This window comes from Streptomyces sp. AP-93, assembly GCF_022808175.1.
GTDB lineage: Bacteria > Actinomycetota > Actinomycetes > Streptomycetales > Streptomycetaceae > Streptomyces.
Window position 1 is genome coordinate 26,744 of record NZ_JALGBX010000008.1, and the last position, 18,326, is coordinate 45,069.

19 protein-coding genes are annotated in these 18,326 nt (G+C 73.8%); 9 read left to right on the forward strand and 10 right to left on the reverse strand.

Annotation, left to right across the window (positions count from 1 at the left end; all coding sequences use genetic code 11):
- Positions 1 to 34: 34 nt before the first annotated feature.
- The gene (locus MTF69_RS15150; RefSeq protein ID WP_243334609.1) at positions 35 to 448 is read left to right on the forward strand and encodes a DUF2690 domain-containing protein; all 414 of its coding nucleotides are present in this window, start codon (positions 35 to 37) and stop codon (positions 446 to 448) included.
- Positions 449 to 505: 57 nt separating this feature from the next.
- On the opposite strand, the gene MTF69_RS15155 is transcribed toward MTF69_RS15150, so the two are convergent.
- The gene (locus MTF69_RS15155) at positions 506 to 955 is read right to left on the reverse strand and encodes a gamma-glutamylcyclotransferase family protein (protein ID WP_243334610.1); all 450 of its coding nucleotides are present in this window, start codon (positions 953 to 955) and stop codon (positions 506 to 508) included.
- 278 nt (positions 956 to 1,233) lie between these two features.
- On the opposite strand from MTF69_RS15155, the gene MTF69_RS15160 reads away from it, so the two are divergent.
- From MTF69_RS15160 to MTF69_RS15175, 4 genes are all read left to right on the forward strand, one after another.
- Positions 1,234 to 1,950, forward strand: coding sequence for a PliI family lysozyme inhibitor of I-type lysozyme (locus MTF69_RS15160; protein ID WP_243334612.1), 717 nt, complete (start codon positions 1,234 to 1,236; stop codon positions 1,948 to 1,950).
- On the forward strand, positions 1,947 to 3,269 hold the full coding sequence (locus MTF69_RS42880; RefSeq protein ID WP_308401407.1) for a HAMP domain-containing sensor histidine kinase: 1,323 nt from the start codon (positions 1,947 to 1,949) through the stop codon (positions 3,267 to 3,269). The genes MTF69_RS15160 and MTF69_RS42880 overlap by 4 nt, the downstream gene beginning before the upstream one ends.
- Before the next feature lie 371 nt (positions 3,270 to 3,640).
- The gene (locus tag MTF69_RS15170) at positions 3,641 to 4,204 is read left to right on the forward strand and encodes a hypothetical protein (protein ID WP_243334615.1); all 564 of its coding nucleotides are present in this window, start codon (positions 3,641 to 3,643) and stop codon (positions 4,202 to 4,204) included.
- A 137-nt stretch (positions 4,205 to 4,341) separates the two neighbouring features.
- Positions 4,342 to 5,019: a class F sortase gene (locus MTF69_RS15175; protein ID WP_243334616.1), complete on the forward strand. Its 678-nt coding sequence runs from the start codon at positions 4,342 to 4,344 to the stop codon at positions 5,017 to 5,019.
- Here MTF69_RS15175 and MTF69_RS15180 read toward each other — a convergent pair.
- Positions 5,016 to 5,600 carry a helix-turn-helix transcriptional regulator gene (locus MTF69_RS15180; protein ID WP_243334618.1) on the reverse strand — a complete coding sequence of 195 codons (585 nt, stop codon included), beginning with the start codon at positions 5,598 to 5,600 and terminating at the stop codon, positions 5,016 to 5,018. The genes MTF69_RS15175 and MTF69_RS15180 overlap by 4 nt on opposite strands.
- Positions 5,601 to 5,715: 115 nt before the next feature.
- On the opposite strand from MTF69_RS15180, the gene MTF69_RS15185 reads away from it, so the two are divergent.
- The gene (locus MTF69_RS15185) at positions 5,716 to 7,128 is read left to right on the forward strand and encodes an MFS transporter (protein WP_243334620.1); all 1,413 of its coding nucleotides are present in this window, start codon (positions 5,716 to 5,718) and stop codon (positions 7,126 to 7,128) included.
- A gap of 65 nt (positions 7,129 to 7,193) precedes the next feature.
- Here MTF69_RS15185 and MTF69_RS15190 read toward each other — a convergent pair whose 3' ends face one another.
- From MTF69_RS15190 to MTF69_RS15215, 6 genes are all read right to left on the reverse strand, one after another.
- On the reverse strand, positions 7,194 to 7,706 hold the full coding sequence (locus MTF69_RS15190; protein WP_243334623.1) for a hypothetical protein: 513 nt from the start codon (positions 7,704 to 7,706) through the stop codon (positions 7,194 to 7,196).
- The gene (locus MTF69_RS15195; protein ID WP_243334625.1) at positions 7,703 to 8,701 is read right to left on the reverse strand and encodes a class I SAM-dependent methyltransferase; all 999 of its coding nucleotides are present in this window, start codon (positions 8,699 to 8,701) and stop codon (positions 7,703 to 7,705) included. Before MTF69_RS15195 ends, MTF69_RS15190 begins: the two co-directional genes overlap by 4 nt.
- Before the next feature lie 49 nt (positions 8,702 to 8,750).
- Entirely contained in the window at positions 8,751 to 9,527 is a 777-nt protein-coding gene (locus MTF69_RS15200; protein ID WP_243334637.1) for a TSUP family transporter, read from the reverse strand.
- On the reverse strand, positions 9,520 to 10,788 hold the full coding sequence (locus MTF69_RS15205; protein WP_243334644.1) for a transposase: 1,269 nt from the start codon (positions 10,786 to 10,788) through the stop codon (positions 9,520 to 9,522). Before MTF69_RS15205 ends, MTF69_RS15200 begins: the two co-directional genes overlap by 8 nt.
- 167 nt (positions 10,789 to 10,955) lie before the next feature.
- Positions 10,956 to 11,249 carry a hypothetical protein gene (locus MTF69_RS15210; protein ID WP_243334646.1) on the reverse strand — a complete coding sequence of 98 codons (294 nt, stop codon included), beginning with the start codon at positions 11,247 to 11,249 and terminating at the stop codon, positions 10,956 to 10,958.
- A gap of 51 nt (positions 11,250 to 11,300) precedes the next feature.
- Positions 11,301 to 12,602, reverse strand: coding sequence for a ferric reductase-like transmembrane domain-containing protein (locus tag MTF69_RS15215; RefSeq protein ID WP_243334651.1), 1,302 nt, complete (start codon positions 12,600 to 12,602; stop codon positions 11,301 to 11,303).
- 167 nt (positions 12,603 to 12,769) lie between these two features.
- Here MTF69_RS15215 and MTF69_RS15220 point away from each other — a divergent pair, with 167 nt between their 5' ends.
- The 3 genes from MTF69_RS15220 (at position 12,770) to nirD (ending at position 17,195) form a co-directional block, all read left to right on the forward strand.
- Positions 12,770 to 14,260 carry an FAD-dependent oxidoreductase gene (locus MTF69_RS15220; protein ID WP_243334652.1) on the forward strand — a complete coding sequence of 497 codons (1,491 nt, stop codon included), beginning with the start codon at positions 12,770 to 12,772 and terminating at the stop codon, positions 14,258 to 14,260.
- 113 nt (positions 14,261 to 14,373) lie between these two features.
- A complete protein-coding gene (gene nirB, locus MTF69_RS15225) occupies positions 14,374 to 16,863 on the forward strand; it encodes a nitrite reductase large subunit NirB (protein ID WP_243335072.1) in 2,490 nt (829 codons plus the stop codon).
- A complete protein-coding gene (nirD, locus tag MTF69_RS15230; RefSeq protein WP_243334654.1) occupies positions 16,860 to 17,195 on the forward strand; it encodes a nitrite reductase small subunit NirD in 336 nt (111 codons plus the stop codon). Before nirB ends, nirD begins: the two co-directional genes overlap by 4 nt.
- A gap of 3 nt (positions 17,196 to 17,198) precedes the next feature.
- Here the strand turns inward: nirD and MTF69_RS15235 are convergent, their stop codons facing one another.
- Complete coding sequence (locus tag MTF69_RS15235; RefSeq protein WP_243334656.1) at positions 17,199 to 17,606, reverse strand: VOC family protein; 408 nt, start codon at positions 17,604 to 17,606, stop codon at positions 17,199 to 17,201.
- Between the two features lie 162 nt (positions 17,607 to 17,768).
- Positions 17,769 to 18,230 (reverse strand): group III truncated hemoglobin, encoded by a 462-nt coding sequence (locus MTF69_RS15240; protein ID WP_243334657.1) that lies wholly within the window; start codon positions 18,228 to 18,230, stop codon positions 17,769 to 17,771.
- Positions 18,231 to 18,326 lie beyond the last annotated feature (96 nt).

The window sequence follows — 18,326 nt, forward strand, 5'->3', positions numbered from 1 at the left end:
CGCCGATCGCCTCTACGCCATACAGGGGGATCCCATGCAGTTCACCAAGAAGGCCGCCGTCCTGACGGCGGGCGTCGCACTGCTCGCCGGCCTCGGCCTCACCGGCACCACCGCACACGCTGCGGGCTCCGGAGTGCTGGCCTGCTCCACGAGCAACGCCGTCACGCCCATTGACTACGCCTGGGTCGACTCCATCCGCATCGAGCTGCGCTACAGCACGTCCTCGCGCTGCGCGTGGGGCCGGATCACCAACGCCGACCCGGGCGACAAGGTCTGGGTGGACCGCTCCACCACCGGCGGCACGACCTGGAACGGTCCGCTGGGCATGACCACCGTGCAGTTCGGCACCGACACCCACACCCCGGCCTACAACGACGCGGGCTACAAGATGCGGGCCTGCGCCTGGAACGACAGCACCGGCCTCGTGCGCTGTACCGGCTGGTACTAGCCCCCTCCCGGCCGTTCGGCCGCCCGCCCACGGGGGACGGGCGGCCGCGCGGCCGTCCTAGCGGCGCAGCCAGTCGCCGCCCGGGATCCGGGTGCCGGAGCGGGCCAGGTGGCGGGCCAGGGGCGGGGCGGCCAGGTAGACCCAGGCGCGGACCGGGGTGCCGTCGGGGCGCAGGGCTTCGCGGGCGGTGCGGTCGTAGATGTTGGCGGGGTGTCCGGGGCCCTCGTACTCCTCCAGCAGGTCGAGCGCCGCGAGGAGTTCCCCGTAGGCCCCGGGGGCCGGGGTGATCAGCTCTCCGGCTATGGCGGAGCCCGGGCGGTCCACGGCGTAGGGGTAGCCGGGGCCCTCGTACAGGGCCGCGTCCGGGAGGCGGGCGGGCTCCTCGGCGGCCGTGCGGCCACGCAGGAAGAGGTCGTGGTTGACCTCGCCGGGGCGCAGGGTGCCGTAGACGAAGAAGGGGAGCTCCTCCGCCTGCGGGACCGCCTGGGGAACCGTCTGGGGAACCACCGGCGGAACCGTCGGCGGAACCCTCTGCGGAACCGTTCCTTCGCCGTGGCCTTCCGGCCGATCGGCCGATGTCATGCGGGCCTCCCTCGATTCAGGCTGAGCTGCGAGCCGGACTCCCACCGGCCGCGGGACGGGCCGAAAGTCCCGACTTCGGCCGCGGGAGCCCGCGTACGCACCGCCGTTACACAACCGCCCGGTCCCCGTGACCGGCGCCGTCTACCGTCAGTCTGCCTCCCCCGCACCCCGCCCTCCCCCACCACCCGACGGTTCTTTCCTCCATGACTCGACCGACCCTCCGCAGCCTCGCCGCGGCCGCCCTGCTCTGCATCGGCCTCGGCCTCGGCGGCTGCGCCGCACCCGGGGGTCTCGGGCACGGCGAGGTCGCGCCGCCGGTGTCCTCCCAGCCCCGGCCGAAGCCGCTGTGGCCCTCCTGGACCGAGTCCCCGAGTTCCAGCGGTACGGCGGTGGCCGGCCGGGTGCCGCCGCCGCGGCCGCTCGACGGCGCCCTGGCCGTGGGGCCGGAGGGGATCGAGAAGGTCGACGTGATGGCCGTGCTCCGCGCGGACAAGACGATGAGGCGCTTCGGCGACGGGAAGAAGATCGAGGGCCCGGGCAAGGCCGGGGTACGGCCGGCCCGGTTCGCGGACCTGACGGGCGACGGGAAACCCGAGCTGATCGTCGCCGCCGACAGCCCGACCGGGCGTTCGGTGCTGAGCGTCTACACCGCGGCCGGCGGGAAGGTCGTCCCGATCCTGGCCACCAGCGGCAGGCGGATGAGCGCCGAGATCCTCGGCACCGACCTGCTGGTCCGCACCACCGACGACGACGGATCCGCGCACGACATCCGCTACCACTGGGACGGCCAGCGGATGAGCGTGCTCAGCGACGAGCACAAGTTCGGCAACGCCATCTCCGCCCCGGGCTCCGGCCAGTGCCCGGCCCCGCGGCCGACCGGCTCCGAAGCACCCGAACCCACGAACCGGGCCGCCCGGTGAAGCGCACCCTGCTCCGCTGCCGCCGCCTCCTGCACTCCCTCGGCCTGCGCTGGAAGATCGCCGTCCTGCTCGCCGTCGGCTGCTCGCTCGTCGCGCTCACCATCGGCATCCTGATCCACGAGGCCCGCGCCGACCAAGTGGCCGACGCGGCGCGCAAGGGCGCCCTCGCGCAGCTCGTCCGGGTGCGGCAGGTCTACGAGCTCACGGGCCAGCTGGACTTCGACAAGGTCGGGGAGGCCGACGCGCGCCTCGACTGTCCGAGCCTGCCGGAGCCGCTGCGGCAGGCCGCCCTCTCCGGGCACCGCACCACCTACCTCGACCTGGACGGCCTCCACCCGGCGGTGTGGGCCGCCCGGCCCGTCGGCGCCGACCAAGTGCTGTCCGTACGCCAGCCGCTGGCGGAGGAGCAGGCGGAACTGTGGGAACTGGACCAGAAGTTGATGGCCTTCGGGGTGGTCGTCGTCTCCCTCGCGGCGATCGGCGGAGCGGCGCTGGCCAGCCGGCTGAGCAAGGACCTGCGGTCCGCGGCCGAGACCGCCCGGCGGATCAGCACGGGTGAACTGGACGCACGGATAGGCCCGTCGGGCGTACCGGGGACGCGGAACGAGGTGGCCGAACTGTCCGCGGCGGTCGACACGATGGCGGCGAGCCTGCAGCGGCGGCTGGTGGCGGAGCAGCGGTTCACGGCGGACGTGGCGCACGAGCTGCGGACCCCGCTGACCGGGCTGCACACCGCCGCCGAACTGCTCCCTCCGGGGCGGCCCACCGAGCTGGTGCGCGACCGGGTCGCGGCCCTGCGCGGCCTGACGGAGGACCTCCTGGAGGTGGCCCGGCTGGACGGGGACCGGGAGGTGGCCCAGCTGGACGTCCACCCCCTGGGGCCGCTGGTGGAAGAAGTCACCCGGCGTTCGGGGGTGGTGGAGGCACAGGTCCTGGGCGCCGCCGACGGCAGGACCTGCGTCCGCACGGACGTCCGGCGCCTCGAGCGCATCCTGACGAACCTGCTCGTCAACGCCCGAAGGCACGGCCGGGACCCGATCACCGTGACGGTGGCCGGGAACACGGTCACCGTCCGGGACCACGGTCCGGGCTTCCCGGAGACCCTGCTGCGGGACGGCCCGCAGCGATTCCTGACGGGCGCGGCCGAACGCGGCCAGGGCACCGGCCTGGGCCTGACCATCGCCCTGGGCCAGGCCCACGTCATCGGCGCCCGCATCACCCTCACCAACCCCACCCCCACCGGCGCCGCAGCCACCCTCACCCTCCCCCGCCCGGCCCCCACCACCCCCACCAGCCCTTCCAGCCCCGCCGGCGTTTGAGGCGCGGGGCCCGGGGCGGAGCACAGCCCTTCCAGCCCCGCCGGCGTTCGAGGCGCGGGGCCCGGGGCGGAGCACAGCCCTTCCAGCCCCGCCGGCGTTTGAGGCGCGGGGTCCGGGGCGGAGCCCCGGGAAACGGAGAAAGGGCGGGGCGGGGACGGGCTCCGCGCAGCGGCGACCCGCAGCCGCACCCGCGAGGCCACCGTCACCCGGACGGCGTGGCGCCCCACACACGCCCCCTCACCCAGCCCCACCTGCGACGACGCCCCCGTCAGCCCACCCCCCACCCCCAATCTGACACCACATCAGCAGGCGCAGGCCACCGCTCCCGGGTTACCTCGGAAACACGACCCCGTGTCCACAGGAGACCACCCATGCGCCGACGCACCGCCCACGTGCTCACCGCCACCGCGCTGACCGCCGCCGCGTTCACCGGCCCGGTGGCCGGCGCGGTCGCCGCCGCGGACCTGGGCATGACGGGCTTCGGCATGACGGGCTTCGCGGCCGGCGACTTCGCCCCGCTGGAGGTGTGGCCCAAGTCCGCCGCCCCCGGCACCACCGTCACGGTGAACACGAAGGCCTGCGGCAAGGGCAGTCACGCCGAGGGCGACGCCACCACCGTCGGGGGCGGCCGCTTCAAGCTGACCCCGGGCACCCACAAGGAGGTGGTCGTGGGGCAGTTCCAGGTCGCCCGCGGAACCCACCCCGGCACCCACTCGATCGGCGCCACCTGCGCGAACGGCAAGTTCGCCACCGGCGACCTGATCGTCACCGAGCACGACCGGGCCCCCCAGGGCCACGTGCGCACCGGGGTGGGCGGTGGCACGACCACCACCACCGACCCCGCCAAGATCGCGGCGGGAGTGGCAGTGCTGGCCGCCACCGCCGTCGGCGGTACCTGGTTCCTGCGTCGCCGGGCGAGCGGCACGCGGAACTGACGGACGCCCACCGCGGCTCCGGCCGCGGTCCGACCGGTACCGTCCCCCGTCGCCCGCCCCGCGAGGTCCCCCCCGTTCGCGGGGCCGGGCGACGGCCAAGTCACCACGTCACCACGTCACCAAGCCGAGGGGGCCGCATGGAGGCAGAGGCACGCCGCGCCCGCGCCCGCGCCGGCGGGCTCGTCGCACTCGCCGCCTGCATCGGCGTCTGGCTCATCGGCAGCGGCTCCGGCGAGCCCGTCCGGCCCCCGTTGCCCTCCCCCGGCGAGGCGCTGAGCGCCCAGGCCCGGTTCCCCGGGGCCATCGCCGCGCTCCCCGGCTCACCGCCCACCCGGATCCGGATCCCGTCCCTCCGGGTGGACGCCCCGCTCACCGGGCTGGGGCTGCAGGCCGACGGCAGTCTCGAAGTACCGCCGCCCGCCCGCCGGGACCTGGCGGGCTGGTACCGCGAGGGCACCACTCCGGGCGCCACCGGCACGGCCGTCGTCGCCGGGCACGTGGACGACTCCTTCGGGCCCGCGGTCTTCTACCACCTCGGCGCGCTGCGCCGGGGGGCCCAGATCGAGATCGCCCGCGCTGATGGACGTACGGCCGTGTTCACCGTCCACGCGGTGGAGGTCTACGACGCCAGGGCCTTCCCCGACTCCCGCGTCTACGGGTCGTCACCGCGCGCCGAGCTCCGTGTCATCACCTGCGGCGGGGGCTTCTCCCCGCGCACCGGCTACCAGGGCAACGTGGTCGTCTTCGCCCACCTGACGGGCACGTATGAGACGGGCACGGCCAAGGCGGCCACGGCCACGGCCCAGACCGGCTAGGCCGTGCCGGTGCGGACGACGGCCTGGTCGCCGTGAGGTCCGAACAGGTGCAGGATCTCCACCACCTCGCCCTCGGCGGGGCCGAACCAGTGGGGTTCACCGGTGTCGAACTCGGCGACCTCGCCGGGGCGCAGGGTCAGGCTCCGCTCGCCGATGACGAGGTGGAGCTCGCCGGCGAGCACGTAGAGCCACTCGTAGCCGGCGTGGGTCACCCGTTTCGGTTCCCGGTACGCGAGCACCTGCTTGAAGACCTGGACCCGGCCCGGGTACTGCGTCAGGGGGACCAGGACGCTCCCGCGGTCCCGGCGGCGGGGCGTGAGGTGGACGCGCGCGTCACCGGTGACCGGGGCCGCCACGAGCTGGTCCAGGGCCACGCGGTGGGTTCGCGCGAGGGGGAGGAGCAGTTCGAGCGTCGGGCGCCGTTTGCCCGACTCCAGGCGGGAGAGCGTGCTCACGGAGATCCCGGTGGCCTCGGAGAGGGCCTCCAGGGTGAGGCCCCGCTCGCGCCGCAGCGCCCGTAGCCGCGGGCCGATGGCGTCGAGGGTCCGGGCGAGTTCGGCGCGTTCGGCATCGCTGTCCATGGGGCCATTTTGCGGTATCGGCAAATTTCCTGGGCCGCGGCCGTCCCCCGGTCCGAGCATGGGCCGACATCAGGAGCAGCCGGCCGGCAGGCCGTCGCGGACCGAAGGCGGACCCATGACCACGACGATCCCGGCCGGGACGGCAGCGGCGCCCGGGCCCGCCCTCGGCCCGCGCCGCCGGTGGACGGTACTGGCCGTCTGCGCGCTGAGCATGTTCCTCATCGGAGTGGACACCACCATCGTCAACGTGGGCCTGCCCGCGATCGGACGCGGCCTGGGGGTGGGCACCCGCGGTCTGGAATGGGTCGTGGACGCCTACACCGTGGTCCTGGCCAGCCTCCTCATCGCCTCCGGCTCCCTCGCGGACCGCTTCGGACGCCGTCGCGTGTTCCGGTGCGGGCTGACCGTCTTCGGTCTCGCCTCCCTCGCCTGCGCCCTCGCGCCGTCGCTCGGCTTCCTCGTTGCGGCGCGGGCCGTCCAGGGGGTCGGGGCCTCGATGCTGAGCCCGGTGGCCCTGGCGATCGTGGTCAACGCGATGCCCGACCCGGGGGAGCGGGCCCGGGCCATCGGCATATGGGCCTCCGTCTTCGGGCTCAGCATGGCCGCGGGCCCGGTCGTCGGCGGGGCCCTCATCGCGGCCTTCGGCTGGCGGTCGGTGTTCTGGATCAACGCCCCGGTGGTCGTCGGCGCGCTCGTCCTGGTCGCGATGTTCGTGCCGGAGTCCCGCGGCCAGCGCGCCCGACGGCTCGATCTGCCCGGCCAGCTGCTCCTCACGACCGCCCTGTGCGTCTCGGTCGGCGTCCTGATCGAAGGCCCCCGCATCGGCTGGTCCTCCCCCTCGGCCCTGGCCTGCTACGCCGTCGTCGCGGCGGCGGCGACGGCCTTCGTCCGGGTCGAGCTCCGCCGGACCGAGCCCCTGATCGACCTCGGACTGTTCCGGCGGCCGCCCTTCGCCTCGGCGGTACTGGGCGCGGTGGCGGTGTTCGCCGCACTGAGCGTGAGCCTGCTGCTCACCACCCTGTACCTGCAGAACGCCCGCGGCTGGACCCCGCTCGCGGCCGGTGCGGCGACCCTGCCCATGGCGCTCGGGGCGACCGTGTGCGCTCCGTGGTCCGGCAGCCTGACGGGGCGCCTCGGGCCTCGGCGTCCGCTGCTCCTCGCGGGCGGCTTCACCGCGGCGGGCGGGCTCTGCCTGGTGGACCTGGGCCCGGACACGAGCGTGCCGCTGCTCCTGCTGGCCCACCTGCTCATCGGCATCGGGTTCGGCTTCGCCAACGCCCCGCTCACCCATACCGCGGTCGGCGGACTGCCGCCGTCCCGCGCCGGTGTGGCCGGGGCCGTCACCTCCACCGCCCGCCAGGTCGGATCGGCCGTCGGCATCGCCGTCGCGGGGGCACTGGCCGCGGGCGCCGGCCCCGAAGGCCTCGCCCGGGCGTCCCGGCCGGGCTGGCTGCTCGTGACGGCCTGCGGACTGTTCCTCTGCGTGGTGGCCCGGGCCTCCGGGGGCGCTCCCGAAGAGACGGCCTAGCCGAGGAGACGGCCCGGCCGAAGAGGCCGCCTGGGCGAAGAGGCCGCCTGGGCGAAGGAGACGGCCTACGCGGGCACCGCGTACCAGCGGCGGTGGACGTACGGCTCGACGCACAGGACCGCGACGCCCGCCACGGCTCCCACCAGGAGCGAGGTCCAGCCGCCCCCGGCGACCAGCGCACCGGCGCAGGCGGCGGCCACGACCAGCGGCCGGGCCAGGGTCAGCGGGCCGAGCCCGACGACCATGGCGAGGGTGCTGGCCCGGTACGGCAGCGCGAAGTAGGCGGCGAGCGAGAGCCCGACGGTGAGGGCGTAGGCCGCGAGCGGGACGAGGAAGCCGATGCCGCCGTCGGCGAGGGTCCCGTACACCCGGTCGGTGTCCTCGGCGAGCAGCAGGACGGCGCCGGCCGTGAGGGCGGGGGCGAGCAGCAGGACGGAGCCGACCGCCAGTCCGCGCAGGGAGGCGCGCAGGACGGCGCGGTGCTTGCGGATCCGGGCGTCCCGGCCGGCGTAGGCGCGGAAGCCGCTGAACGCCGCGTCGGCGAGGCCGAGGGCGGCGAGCGGCAGGACCGGGTTCATCGCGCGGCCCCGGAGGCGGACGCGGAGGCGGAGGCGGACCAGGCCGCGGCGTCGTGCCCCGGCGGTCCGCCGCGGGTCAGGTGCTCCGCGCCCACGAGCCGGCGGGAGGCACGGCCGAGGGCCTGGCGCAGCGGGTCCTCCAGGTAGGGGCGGATGCCGAGGACCGGGCGCAGGGTGGTGCAGAAGGGGTTGGACAGGCCCCGGGGTTCGTAGAGCAGCGGCCGGATGCCGGGTACGGTCGCGGCGCGCAGCAGGGTCTCGTCCGAGTGGGCGCGCCGGGCGGAGACGACCCCGTCGTGGCGGCCGAGCGGATGGCGCATCCGGGCGCGGTGGAACATCCAGGCGCCCACGGGTGCCAGCCGGGTGGCGGCGATGTCGAAGTGGCAGAAGGCGAGTGCCTGGGAGTCGGCCTGCGCCTCGAAGAAATCCGCGAGCGCGGGGCCGCGGAAGTGGTGGAGCACTCCGGTGGAGACGTAGACGGTGGCGACCTCCGGGAGGTCGAAGGCGTTGCCGTGGACGAACCGGCAGTCGAGTCCCTCGGCGCGGGCCAGCCGGTCGGCCTCGGCGACGAGCGCGGCGTCGAGGTCGACGCCGATCAGCTCGACGTTCGGGCCGAGCGCGCCGGTGGACGCCAGCCAGCGGACGAGGTAGCCGAGCCCGGATCCGATGTCGACCAGACGGAACCGGCCGCGGCGGCCCGCGATCTCGCGGATGGCCTCGAACAGCGGGTCCAGTACGTGCACCAGCCGCTCCCCGATGCGCAGTTCCTCGCTGAGCCGCTGCAGCTCGGTGTGGACGCCGATCATCAGGCGGTCCACGGCGAGCGGGTCGAGCACGTCGTCCGGCCCGGCCGGCAGCCCGGCGGCGATCCGGGCGCCGCGCGGATCCCCCGCCTCGTGGAGCCGGCGGACCACATCACCCCGGCGCACCGGCAGTCGCGCCCCGCTGAGCGGATCGGTGACGGTGATCAGGTCGGATATCTCAAGGTGGGGCACGTCGGCAACTTTATCCCCCGGCGGCGGACCTGCCCATGCGCGTCCCGGATCAGCCCCACTGTTCGAAGCCCAGCTTCACCACCAGGCCGCCGACGACCGTCAGCAGCACTCCGCGGACGAAGCCGCTGCCCTTCTTCAGTGCCATCCGGGCACCGATCATGGCGCCGGCCAGGTTGAACACGGCCATCAGGGCGGCCAGTTGCCACAGCACCATGCCCTGGTAGGCGAACATGGCGAGCGCTCCGGCGTTGGTGCACACGTTGACGATCTTCGCCGTGGCGGAGGCCGTGACCAGGTCGAGGTGGAGGAGGGCCGTCAGCGCCAGGACCAGGAAGGTGCCGGTGCCGGGGCCGATGAGCCCGTCGTAGAAGCCGATGCCGAGGCCGGCCAGGGCGATGGTGAGCAGGACGCGCCGGCGGCTGACGGGGGCGGCTCCGGGAGCGACGCCGAAGCCGGGGCGGAAGAGGACGAAGGCCGCGACGACCACCAGGACCACCATGATCAGCGGGCGCAGGGCGTCCTTGCTGATGCCGCCGGCCAGGGCGGCCCCGCCCATCGAGCCGGCGACCGCGGCCAGGCCGATGCGGACGGCGAGCTTCACGTCCACCGGGGTCTTGCGCAGGTACGCCACGGCCGCGCCCGAGGTCCCGACGATGGCCACGGCCTTGTTGGTGCCGAGCACGGTGGCGGGGTGGGCGTTCGGCAGGCCGAGGAGCAGGGCGGGCAGGAGCAGCAGGCCGCCGCCGCCCACGACGGCGTCGATCCAGCCGGCCGCGGCGGCGGCCACACACAGCACGATGATCATGGTTGTCGATATGTCAGGCACGGCCCGACCTTGTGACTCCTCCCCCTCCGAAGGGAGGGGGCTTCTCGCTATGCCGGTTGGCGTTGCGACGGACCAGCCCGGCCCGTAGAACGTTCAGGGCGCCCACCGTGTCCGCGTGCGCGATGTGGGCGCAGGACTGGCAGTGGAACTTTTCCTGTGTAGTCCGGTTCTCCTTGGCGACGTGCCCGCATTCGGGGCAGGTCCGGGAGGTGTTGCGGGGGTCCACGGCGATCACTTCCCGACCGGCGCTTTCAGCCTTGCTGGTGAGGATCGCGAGGAACACCCCCCATCCGGCGTCCGAGATCGAGCGGTTGAGCCCGGCTTTTGAGGCGGCCCCGTTGGGCAGGAATCCACCCGGCACCTCGGGGTCGGGCTTCGGGGCGGGGGCCTTGACCATGTTGCGGATCTTGAGGTCTTCGTGCGCGATGAAGTCGTGCGCGCGGACCAGGCCCAAGGCGGTTTTGTGCGCGTGATCGAGGCGCTGACGCCGGACCTTGCGGTGCAGCGTGGCGACCTCCTCGACGGCCCTGCGGTGGTTGGCGGTGCGCTTATCGCGGCGGACGCGCGGGAACCGTGAGAGGGCCTGCTGTGCGGCTTGCAGCCGGGCAGCGGTACGGCGGCCGTAGCGCGGGTTGGACACGAAGGCACCGTTGGAGTCGACGAGGAAGCTGGCGATCCCAAGGTCGATGCCGACCACGGACCCGGTCGTGGGCAGCGGCTCGGGCTGGGGCTGCTCGGCGGTCAGGACCACATACCAGCGGCGGCCTTCACGCTTGACCGACACGGTCTTGACCTCGCCGACGACCGGCCGGTGCTGGTTGACCTTGATGTGCCCTACGCCTTGCAGGCGGACTCGGGTGACGGGGTCGTGCGGTGTGGCATCCCACCGGCAGCCATCGCCGTCCTTGGGGAAATCGACGGTGTCGAACCAGTTGACCCCACGGAAGCGCGGGTACCCCGGAGTGTCACCGGACTTGATCCGGCGGAAAAACGCGGCGAACGCCTTGTCCAGCCGGCGAAGCGTGGCCTGCTGGCTGGAGAACGACCAGCGACCTTGCCGCTCTGGGTCGAACGCCCGGATCTCCTTGAGCTGCCCGGACTGCATCCCGTACTTGATGCTCGTCTTCGAGATGTGCCGGTAGGCGTCACGGCGTTCCTGCAACGCCCCGTTGTAGAGCGAGCAGTGATCACGCAGCATCTCGCCCAGCGCGATCGCCTGGCCCACAGTGGGCCGCATGAGGAACTTGTACGCACGGATCACCCGGCCCACCCCCCTTCGGTCAAGGTGCGATCAACATAGCGGAGGCCACTGACAACGCAGCGAACTCCGGCACTCCGCGCCCTCGGGCCAAGGATCGCTTTCCCGCCCGGCCTGAAGACCGGGATTCCCAGCGAAGATCAGGGGACGGAGAGGTTGGGTGGAGGCCATCAATCCCCGGAAACTTGCGCAAAGGTTGAGCTTTGCCTGGCCGGAGCCCGGTCGGGGGCCACGGGGGCCGACGGATCGACCGCCACCGTCAGCACGCTCGCAGCCAGCACACTGGCCAGCCCGAGCCCGGCCGCCAGCCGCCGGGCGGGCGGTACGGATCCCAGCGCGGCCAGCACCGCCTGCGCCGGAGAGGTACGGGGCCTGCGGTGCCGGGCCGCGGCCGCGGGGACGGCCGCCGCGGCGGCGCCGGCCGGCGGGGACACGGACAGGGCGACGTGCAACGGGTGGCGCATGATGCGGGAACCTCTCGGAGGCGGAGCGGAGGCAGAGGAAATTCGGCGGGTTCAGAACCCGAAGCACTCGGCGTGGATCCGCCCCGCCGGCACCCCGGCCCGCAGCAGCGCCGACTGGGTGGCGTCCGCCATCCCGGGCGGCCCGCACAGGTACACGTCGTGCTCGGCCAGCTCCGGCACCAGCGCGGCCAGCGCCTGCGGAGCCAGCGGGTCGAAGGCGGCGCCCGACGGCCCGAGCAGGTAGTGCAGCCCGGCCTGCCGTTCGGCGGCGATGGCCTCCAGCTCGGAGCGCAGGACGAGGTGCTCCTCGGCGCCCGCCCGGTAGAGCAGGGTGATGTCCCCCGGCCCGCCGGGCAGGGTCTCGAACAGCGCCCGCATCGGGGTGATCCCGACCCCGCCGGCGATCAGCAGCACCTTGGTCCGGGTCCGCCGGGCCGCGGTGAGCGCCCCGAAGGGGCCGGTGGCGAGGACCCGGGTGCCGGGGCGCAGCCGGCGGATCCGGCGGGAGTGGCCGCCGAGGGCCTTCACGGTGATGCGCAGGGTGTTCCCGCGGACCGGCGCCGACAGCGAGAACGGCAGCGCGGTGTGCCACAGCCGCCGCTGGAGGAACCGCCAGCGCAGGAACTGCCCCGGCTCCGCGCGCAGCTCCGCGAGGTGCTCCCCGTATACGAGGACGGAGACCACCCCGGGCCCCTCCACGCGGACCTCGGCGACGCGCAGCGCGTGCCGCAGGGCCTGCCGTACGGGGACCACGGCCCGGTACCAGAGCAGCAGGACGGCGACCACCGCGTGGGCGAGGGCCCAGAACCAGGCGACGAGGGCCAGGTCGGGCCCGGCAAGCTGGTGCCCGAAGGCGAGGGCGGCGGCGAGGTACACCAGGAGGTGGACCCCCCGCCAGGTTTCGTGGCTGACCCGGCGGCGTACGGAACGGGCGGAGGTGATGCCGACCGCGACGAGGAGGACGGTCCCGGCCGCCGCGGCGGCCAAGGCCGGATAGGCGAGCAGCTCCCGGACCGCCGAGAGCACGTCGGCCCCCTCGTGCACGGCGTAGCCGCAGAGCGCGAAGGCCGTGTGCCCGAAACAGAGCAGCAGGACGTGGCGGCCGCCCAGGGCGTGCCAGCGGGCGAGCCGGGCCGCGCCCACCCCGTGCTCGACGGCGGGGACCCGGGCCATGAGGAAGAGCAGGACGAGCACCCCGTACCCGGCGAGCAGGCCGCTCAGGTGCGCGGCGGTGGCGAACAGCGCGTCGAGCCGGGCCGAGGGCCGCACCTGCGCGGCCCACAGCAGGGCCACGGTCCCCGCCCCGCCGAGCATCCCGCCCTTGACCCGAACCGCCATGTCTCGCTCTCGCATACGGCCACGCTAAGGGCGGTCTGGCGGCCTCCCCGGCCCTCCCGGTGATCCTTAAGGCGGCCTTGAGCAACGCCTCACGGACCCTTAACCCGCACGCTGAGGTCGGCGTTCCGTCAGGGAAACAACGGCGATGCCGTGGGGAAACAGCGGCCCCGCACTCTCGTGTCATGACCTCGGAACAGCAACGCGTGGTGGTGATCGGCGGCGGCCTCGCCGGCCTGCGGCTCGCCGCCCGGCTGGGCGGGGACGTACGCGTCCTCGGAGAGGAGGCGCACGCCCCCTACAACCGGGTCCTCCTCGCGGAGGTCCTGGCCGGCCGGTACGCACCGGAGGTGACGGCCCTCCCGGCCCCCGGTCCGGCGCTGCGCCGGGGCGTGCGGGCGGTACGGATCGACCGGGCGGAGCAGGTGGTGCACTGCGACGACGGCACGGTCGAGCCGTACGGCACCCTCGTCCTGGCCACGGGATCGAACCCGGTCCTCCCTCCACTGCGCGGCCTCTTCGAACCCGAAGGGCGGGAACTCCCCGCCGGGGTCCACGCGTTCCGCACCATGGACGACTGCCTGGCCCTGTCGGCGGCCGTACGTCCCGGCGTGCGCGCGGTGGTGATCGGCGGCGGCCTCCTCGGCGTCTCGGCGGCCCGCGCGCTGGCCGAGCGGGGCGCCCAGGTCGTCCTGGCGCAGCAGGGCGAGCGCCTGATGGAGCGCCAACTCGACGCGGAAGCCTCGGCCCTCCTGCACACGCACCTGACCGACATGGGCGTGGAGATCCACACGGAATGCCGCGTCCGGGGCCTGTCGACGACAGCGGCTCCGCTGCCGGGGCTCCGCCCCGGACCCCGCGCCTCAAACGCCGGCGGGGCTGAAATTACCCTGCGGGCAATCCAGCCCACCAGCGGGCACATCCAAACCGACGTCAGCCGAAATCCAGCCCCTCCGGCGTTTGAGGAGCGGGTCCGGGCAGAGCCCGGAACGCCCCGCGGGGCCGCCGCTCCCGAAGCCGCCCGCGCCCGCATCCCGGGCCGGAACCCCGGCACCACCCCCGGCCAGGGACCCCGCCGGGTAACCGGCGTAGACCTCGCCGTCGGCTACCGCCTGGACGCCGACCTCGTCGTCCTCGCCTGCGGCGTCCGCCCCCGCACCGGCCTCGCCCAGGCCGCCGGCCTCGACGTCCGCACCGGCATCCTCGTCGACGACGAGCTCCGCACCAGCGATCCCCGCATCCACGCCATCGGCGACTGCGCCGAGCACGCGGGCCGGGTGTACGGCCTGGCCGGCCCCGCCCTCGAACAGGCCGACGCCCTCGCCGGCGTCCTGCTCGGCACCGGCGGGGGACTCGTCGCGGACCCCGCCTACGCCGGCACCCGCGCCCTCACCCGCCTCACCCTCACCGCCGGGGGCGACCGGCCCCTCGACCTCGCGGCCTTCGGCGAGACCACCCCGCTCCCCGGCGACGACGTGGTCCGGCTCACCGACGCCACCCGCCGCACCTACCGCAAGGTCGTCGTCCGGGGCGACCGCCTCGTCGGCGGGGTCCTGCTCGGTGAACTGTCCAGCGTGGGCGCCCTCGCCCGCAGCTGGGAGGACGGCGCCCCCCTCACCGACCAGCACGGTCTCTCCGACCTGCACCACCTGCTCACCGACGACGGAGGCTCCTGATCATGGCCGCAGCCACGCCCACGCCCGCCCCGGGCACCGCCCAGGCCACCGCCCAGGCCACCGCCACGACCCCCGGGGCTCCGAAGCCCGCCCTCGTGCTCATCGGCCACGGCATGGTCGGCCAGCGCTACCTGGAGGCCCTCGCCGAACTCGGCGCCACCGCCACGCACCGGATCACCGTGCTCTGCGAGGAGCCCCGCCCCGCCTATGACCGGGTGCACCTGACCTCGTACTTCTCCGGCAGCACCCCCGAGGACCTCTCCCTCACCCCCGCCTCCTTCATGGAGGAGCACGGGATCGCCCTGCACCTCGACGACCCCGCCGAGAGCATCGACCGCGAAGCCCGCACGGTCACTTCCCGCACGGGGCGGGTGTTCCCGTACGACGTGCTCGTGCTCGCGACCGGCAGCTACCCCTTCGTGCCGCCCGTCCCCGGCAAGGACGCCCCGGGCTGTTTCGTGTACCGCACCATCGAGGACCTCCTCGCGATCGAGGAGTACGCGAAGACCCGGACCACCGGCGCCGTGGTCGGCGGCGGCCTGCTCGGGCTGGAGGCCGCCGGCGCGCTCCAGGGCCTCGGACTCACCACCCAGATCGTGGAGTTCGCGCCCCGCCTGATGCCCGTCCAGGTCGACGAGGGCGGCGGCGCGGCCCTGCTCCGCACCATCGAGAACATGGGGCTCACCGTCCACACGGGCGTCGGCACCCAGGAGGTGCTCACCGGCGAGGACGGCGCGGTCAGCGGCATGAAGCTGTCCGACGGCTCCAGCGTCGCCACCGACCTGGTCGTCTTCTCCGCGGGCGTCCGCCCCCGCGACCAGCTCGCCCGCGAGAGCGGACTGGCCGTCGGCGAACGCGGCGGCATCTCCGTCGACGCCCGATGCCGCACCTCCGACCCGCACGTCTACGCCATCGGCGAGTGCGCGCTCGCCTCCGACGGCCGCGTCTACGGGCTCGTCGCCCCCGGCTACGAGATGGCGGAGACGGCCGCGGCCGACCTGCTGGGCCGCGAGAAGGAGTTCACCGGCGCCGACCTCTCCACCAAGCTCAAGCTGCTCGGCGTGGACGTGGCCTCCTTCGGCGACGCGCACGGCGCCACCGCCGGCAGCCTCGACGTCGTCTACTCCGACTCCCGCTCCGGCGTCTACAAGAAGGTGGTCGTCTCCGCCGAAGGCGTGCTGCTCGGCGGCGTCCTGGTCGGCGACGCCGACTCCTACGGTCTGCTGCGCCCGCTCACCGGCTCCGTGCCGCCCGTCACCCCCGAGCAGCTGGTGATGCCCGCCGGCGCCGGCGCACCCGCCGTGCTCGGCCCGACCTCGCTCCCCGACACCGCGGTGATCTGCTCCTGCCACAACGTCACCAAGAAGGCCATCACCGCCCACAGCACCGTCCCCGAGGTCAAGAAGTGCACCAAGGCGGGCACCGGGTGCGGGAGCTGCCTCAAGGTGATCGGCCAGCTGATGCCGCCCGCCGCCGACAAGGGGCTCTGCGACTGCTTCCCCTTCACCCGCGCCGAGCTCTACGAGATCGTCCGCACCCTGCGCGTGACCTCGTACGAGCGGCTCCTGGACAGCCACGGCCGCGAGGAGGCGCGCGGCGGCGAAGGCTGCGAGGTCTGCAAGCCCACCGTCGGTTCGATCATCGCCTCGCTCGCCCCCACCCTCGGCGCGAGCGGCTACGTCCTGGACGGGGAGCAGGCCGCCCTCCAGGACACCAACGACCACTTCCTCGCCAACATGCAGCGCAACGGCTCGTACTCGGTCGTGCCGCGCATCCCCGGCGGCGAGATCACCCCCGACAAGCTCATCGTGATCGGCGAGGTGGCCCGCGACTTCGGCCTCTACACGAAGATCACCGGCGGGCAGCGCATCGACCTCTTCGGCGCCGCCCTCGACGACCTCCCCCGCATCTGGGCCCGGCTCGTCGAGGCCGGATTCGAGTCCGGGCACGCGTACGGCAAGGCCCTGCGGACGGTGAAGTCCTGCGTGGGCCAGACCTGGTGCCGCTACGGGGTCCAGGACTCCGTACGGATGGCCATCGACCTGGAGCTGCGCTACCGCGGCCTGCGCGCCCCGCACAAGCTCAAGTCGGCGGTCTCCGGCTGCGCCCGCGAGTGCGCGGAGGCGCAGAGCAAGGACTTCGGGATCATCGCGACGGCGAGCGGCTGGAACCTCTACGTCGGCGGCAACGGCGGGGCCACCCCGCGCCACGCCGACCTGCTGGCCCAGGACCTGTCCGACGCCGAACTGGTCCGGCTCATCGACCGGTTCCTGATGTTCTACATCCGCACCGCCGACCGGCTGGAGCGGACCTCCACCTGGCTGGACCGGCTGGAGGGCGGCCTCGAACACCTGCGGGACGTGATCGTGCGCGACTCGCTCGGGCTGTGCGCGGAGCTGGAATCGCTGATGGCCGACCACGTGGCGCACTACCGCGACGAGTGGGCCGAGACCCTGGACGACCCGGAGCGGCTGCGCCGGTTCGTGTCCTTCGTCAACGCCCCGGGCGCACCCGACCCGAGCGTGAAGTTCGTCCCCGAACGCGGTCAGGTCAAGCCCGACCTGGCCGTCCTGACCCTGGAGCCCCTGGGAGGCACCCGATGACCGTGGAACTGCAGGTGGCGGAGGGATGGCTCACCGTGTGCGAGCTGTCGGCGCTGATCCCCGGGCGCGGGGTGGCGGCGCTGCTGCCCGACGGGAGCCAGGCCGCCGTGTTCGTCGACCGCGCGGGGCGCCCGTACGCCATCGGCAACCGGGACCCCTTCACCGGGGCGCAGGTGCTCTCGCGCGGGCTGGTCGGCTCGGCCGCGGGACGGCTCTTCGTGGCCTCGCCGCTGCTCAAGCAGCGGTTCGACCTGGAGTCGGGGCACTGCCTGGACGACGAGGAGGTGGCGGTCCGGACGTACCCGGTACGGACCGCCGCGACCTCGGGCTGAGGCTCAGGCCTGGACGATCGACGGGTCCATCCACATGATCTCCCAGGTGTGGCCGTCGAGGTCCTCGAAGACGCGGCCGTACATCGTGCCGTAGTCCTGGGCGGCGCGGGGCTCGGTGGCGCCTGCGGCCACGGCCGTGTCCACGGTCTCGTCCACCTTGGCGCGGCTCTCGGCGCTCAGGCAGAGCAGCACCGAGGTGGTGGTGACGGTGTCGGCGATGGCCTTGTGGGTGAACTCCTTGAAGCGCGCCTCGGACAGGAACATCGCGACGATCGAGTCGGTGATCGGCATCGAGGCGGTGGTCTCGTCGGTGAACTGCGCGTTGAAGGAGTAGCCGAGCTTGCTCCAGAAGGCCTTGGTCGCGTCGAGATCCTTGGCCGGCAGATTGACGAAGATCATGGTGGAGGACATCTCGGTCTCGCTTCTCTCGTGTGTGCGTTGCTGTCGAGAGTGAGACCGGGGAGTCCCGCGAAACTCATCGCCCCCGCGTGAACTTTCCACGTACTTCTCAAAACCGCAGGCCAGATGGCCAGACGGTCAGACGGGTCAGACGGGTCAGCCGGGTCAGCCGGGTCAGACGGCTGCAGAGCGCAGCTGCAGGGCCGCCAGCGGTACGAAGCCCAGCCCGTCGGCGCTCTCCAGCGAGGCGTCGGCGCCGGCCAGCCGCTTGTGCAGGGTCAGCGCGATCCGCTCGCCCTGGGCCTTGGCCCGCTCCGCGTTCGGCCCCCGGTGCAGTCCGTCGATCGTGGCCCGCCACAGCTGCACCCGGCGCCCGAAGTCCTCGGCGGTCATCTCGCGGGCCGACTGGAGGGCCGCGTGCGGGGCGAAGGCGTTGCGCCGGTAGTCGGCGCTGCGGAAGAGGGCCCGCTCCCAGAAGTCGGTGATCCGGGGCAGGTGCACGTCGAGGTCGGTACCGGCGATCTCGGTGAAGAAGGGCCCGATCCGCGGGTCGGCGAAGGCCGCCGTGTAGAAGCGGCGCAGTACGACGTCGAGGTCGGCGCGGCCCGTGATGTCGGCGTCGGCGGTATGGCTCATCACTCCACCATCCTCCCGCACCGGCCCCCTCCCCAGGGCAGAAAGTCCTGCATTACGCCGCTCCGCTCCCTCTCCGCTCCCTCTCCTCATCCCTCT

Excerpts from the sequence above, each read along its gene's own strand:
- MTF69_RS15215 (WP_243334651.1), bottom strand. The coding sequence starts at position 12,602 with ATGCGAGAGCGAGACATGGCGGTTCGGGTCAAGGGCGGGATGCTCGGC.
- MTF69_RS15150 (WP_243334609.1), top strand. The coding sequence starts at position 35 with ATGCAGTTCACCAAGAAGGCCGCCGTCCTGACGGCGGGCGTCGCACTG.
- MTF69_RS15185 (WP_243334620.1), top strand. The coding sequence starts at position 5,716 with ATGACCACGACGATCCCGGCCGGGACGGCAGCGGCGCCCGGGCCCGCC.
- nirD (WP_243334654.1), top strand. The coding sequence starts at position 16,860 with ATGACCGTGGAACTGCAGGTGGCGGAGGGATGGCTCACCGTGTGCGAG.
- MTF69_RS15180 (WP_243334618.1), bottom strand. The coding sequence starts at position 5,600 with ATGGACAGCGATGCCGAACGCGCCGAACTCGCCCGGACCCTCGACGCC.
- MTF69_RS15190 (WP_243334623.1), bottom strand. The coding sequence starts at position 7,706 with ATGAACCCGGTCCTGCCGCTCGCCGCCCTCGGCCTCGCCGACGCGGCG.
- MTF69_RS15220 (WP_243334652.1), top strand. The coding sequence starts at position 12,770 with ATGACCTCGGAACAGCAACGCGTGGTGGTGATCGGCGGCGGCCTCGCC.
- MTF69_RS15235 (WP_243334656.1), bottom strand. The coding sequence starts at position 17,606 with ATGTCCTCCACCATGATCTTCGTCAATCTGCCGGCCAAGGATCTCGAC.
- MTF69_RS15170 (WP_243334615.1), top strand. The coding sequence starts at position 3,641 with ATGCGCCGACGCACCGCCCACGTGCTCACCGCCACCGCGCTGACCGCC.
- MTF69_RS15210 (WP_243334646.1), bottom strand. The coding sequence starts at position 11,249 with ATGCGCCACCCGTTGCACGTCGCCCTGTCCGTGTCCCCGCCGGCCGGC.
- nirB (WP_243335072.1), top strand. The coding sequence starts at position 14,374 with ATGGTCGGCCAGCGCTACCTGGAGGCCCTCGCCGAACTCGGCGCCACC.
- MTF69_RS15160 (WP_243334612.1), top strand. The coding sequence starts at position 1,234 with ATGACTCGACCGACCCTCCGCAGCCTCGCCGCGGCCGCCCTGCTCTGC.
- MTF69_RS15175 (WP_243334616.1), top strand. The coding sequence starts at position 4,342 with ATGGAGGCAGAGGCACGCCGCGCCCGCGCCCGCGCCGGCGGGCTCGTC.
- MTF69_RS15240 (WP_243334657.1), bottom strand. The coding sequence starts at position 18,230 with ATGAGCCATACCGCCGACGCCGACATCACGGGCCGCGCCGACCTCGAC.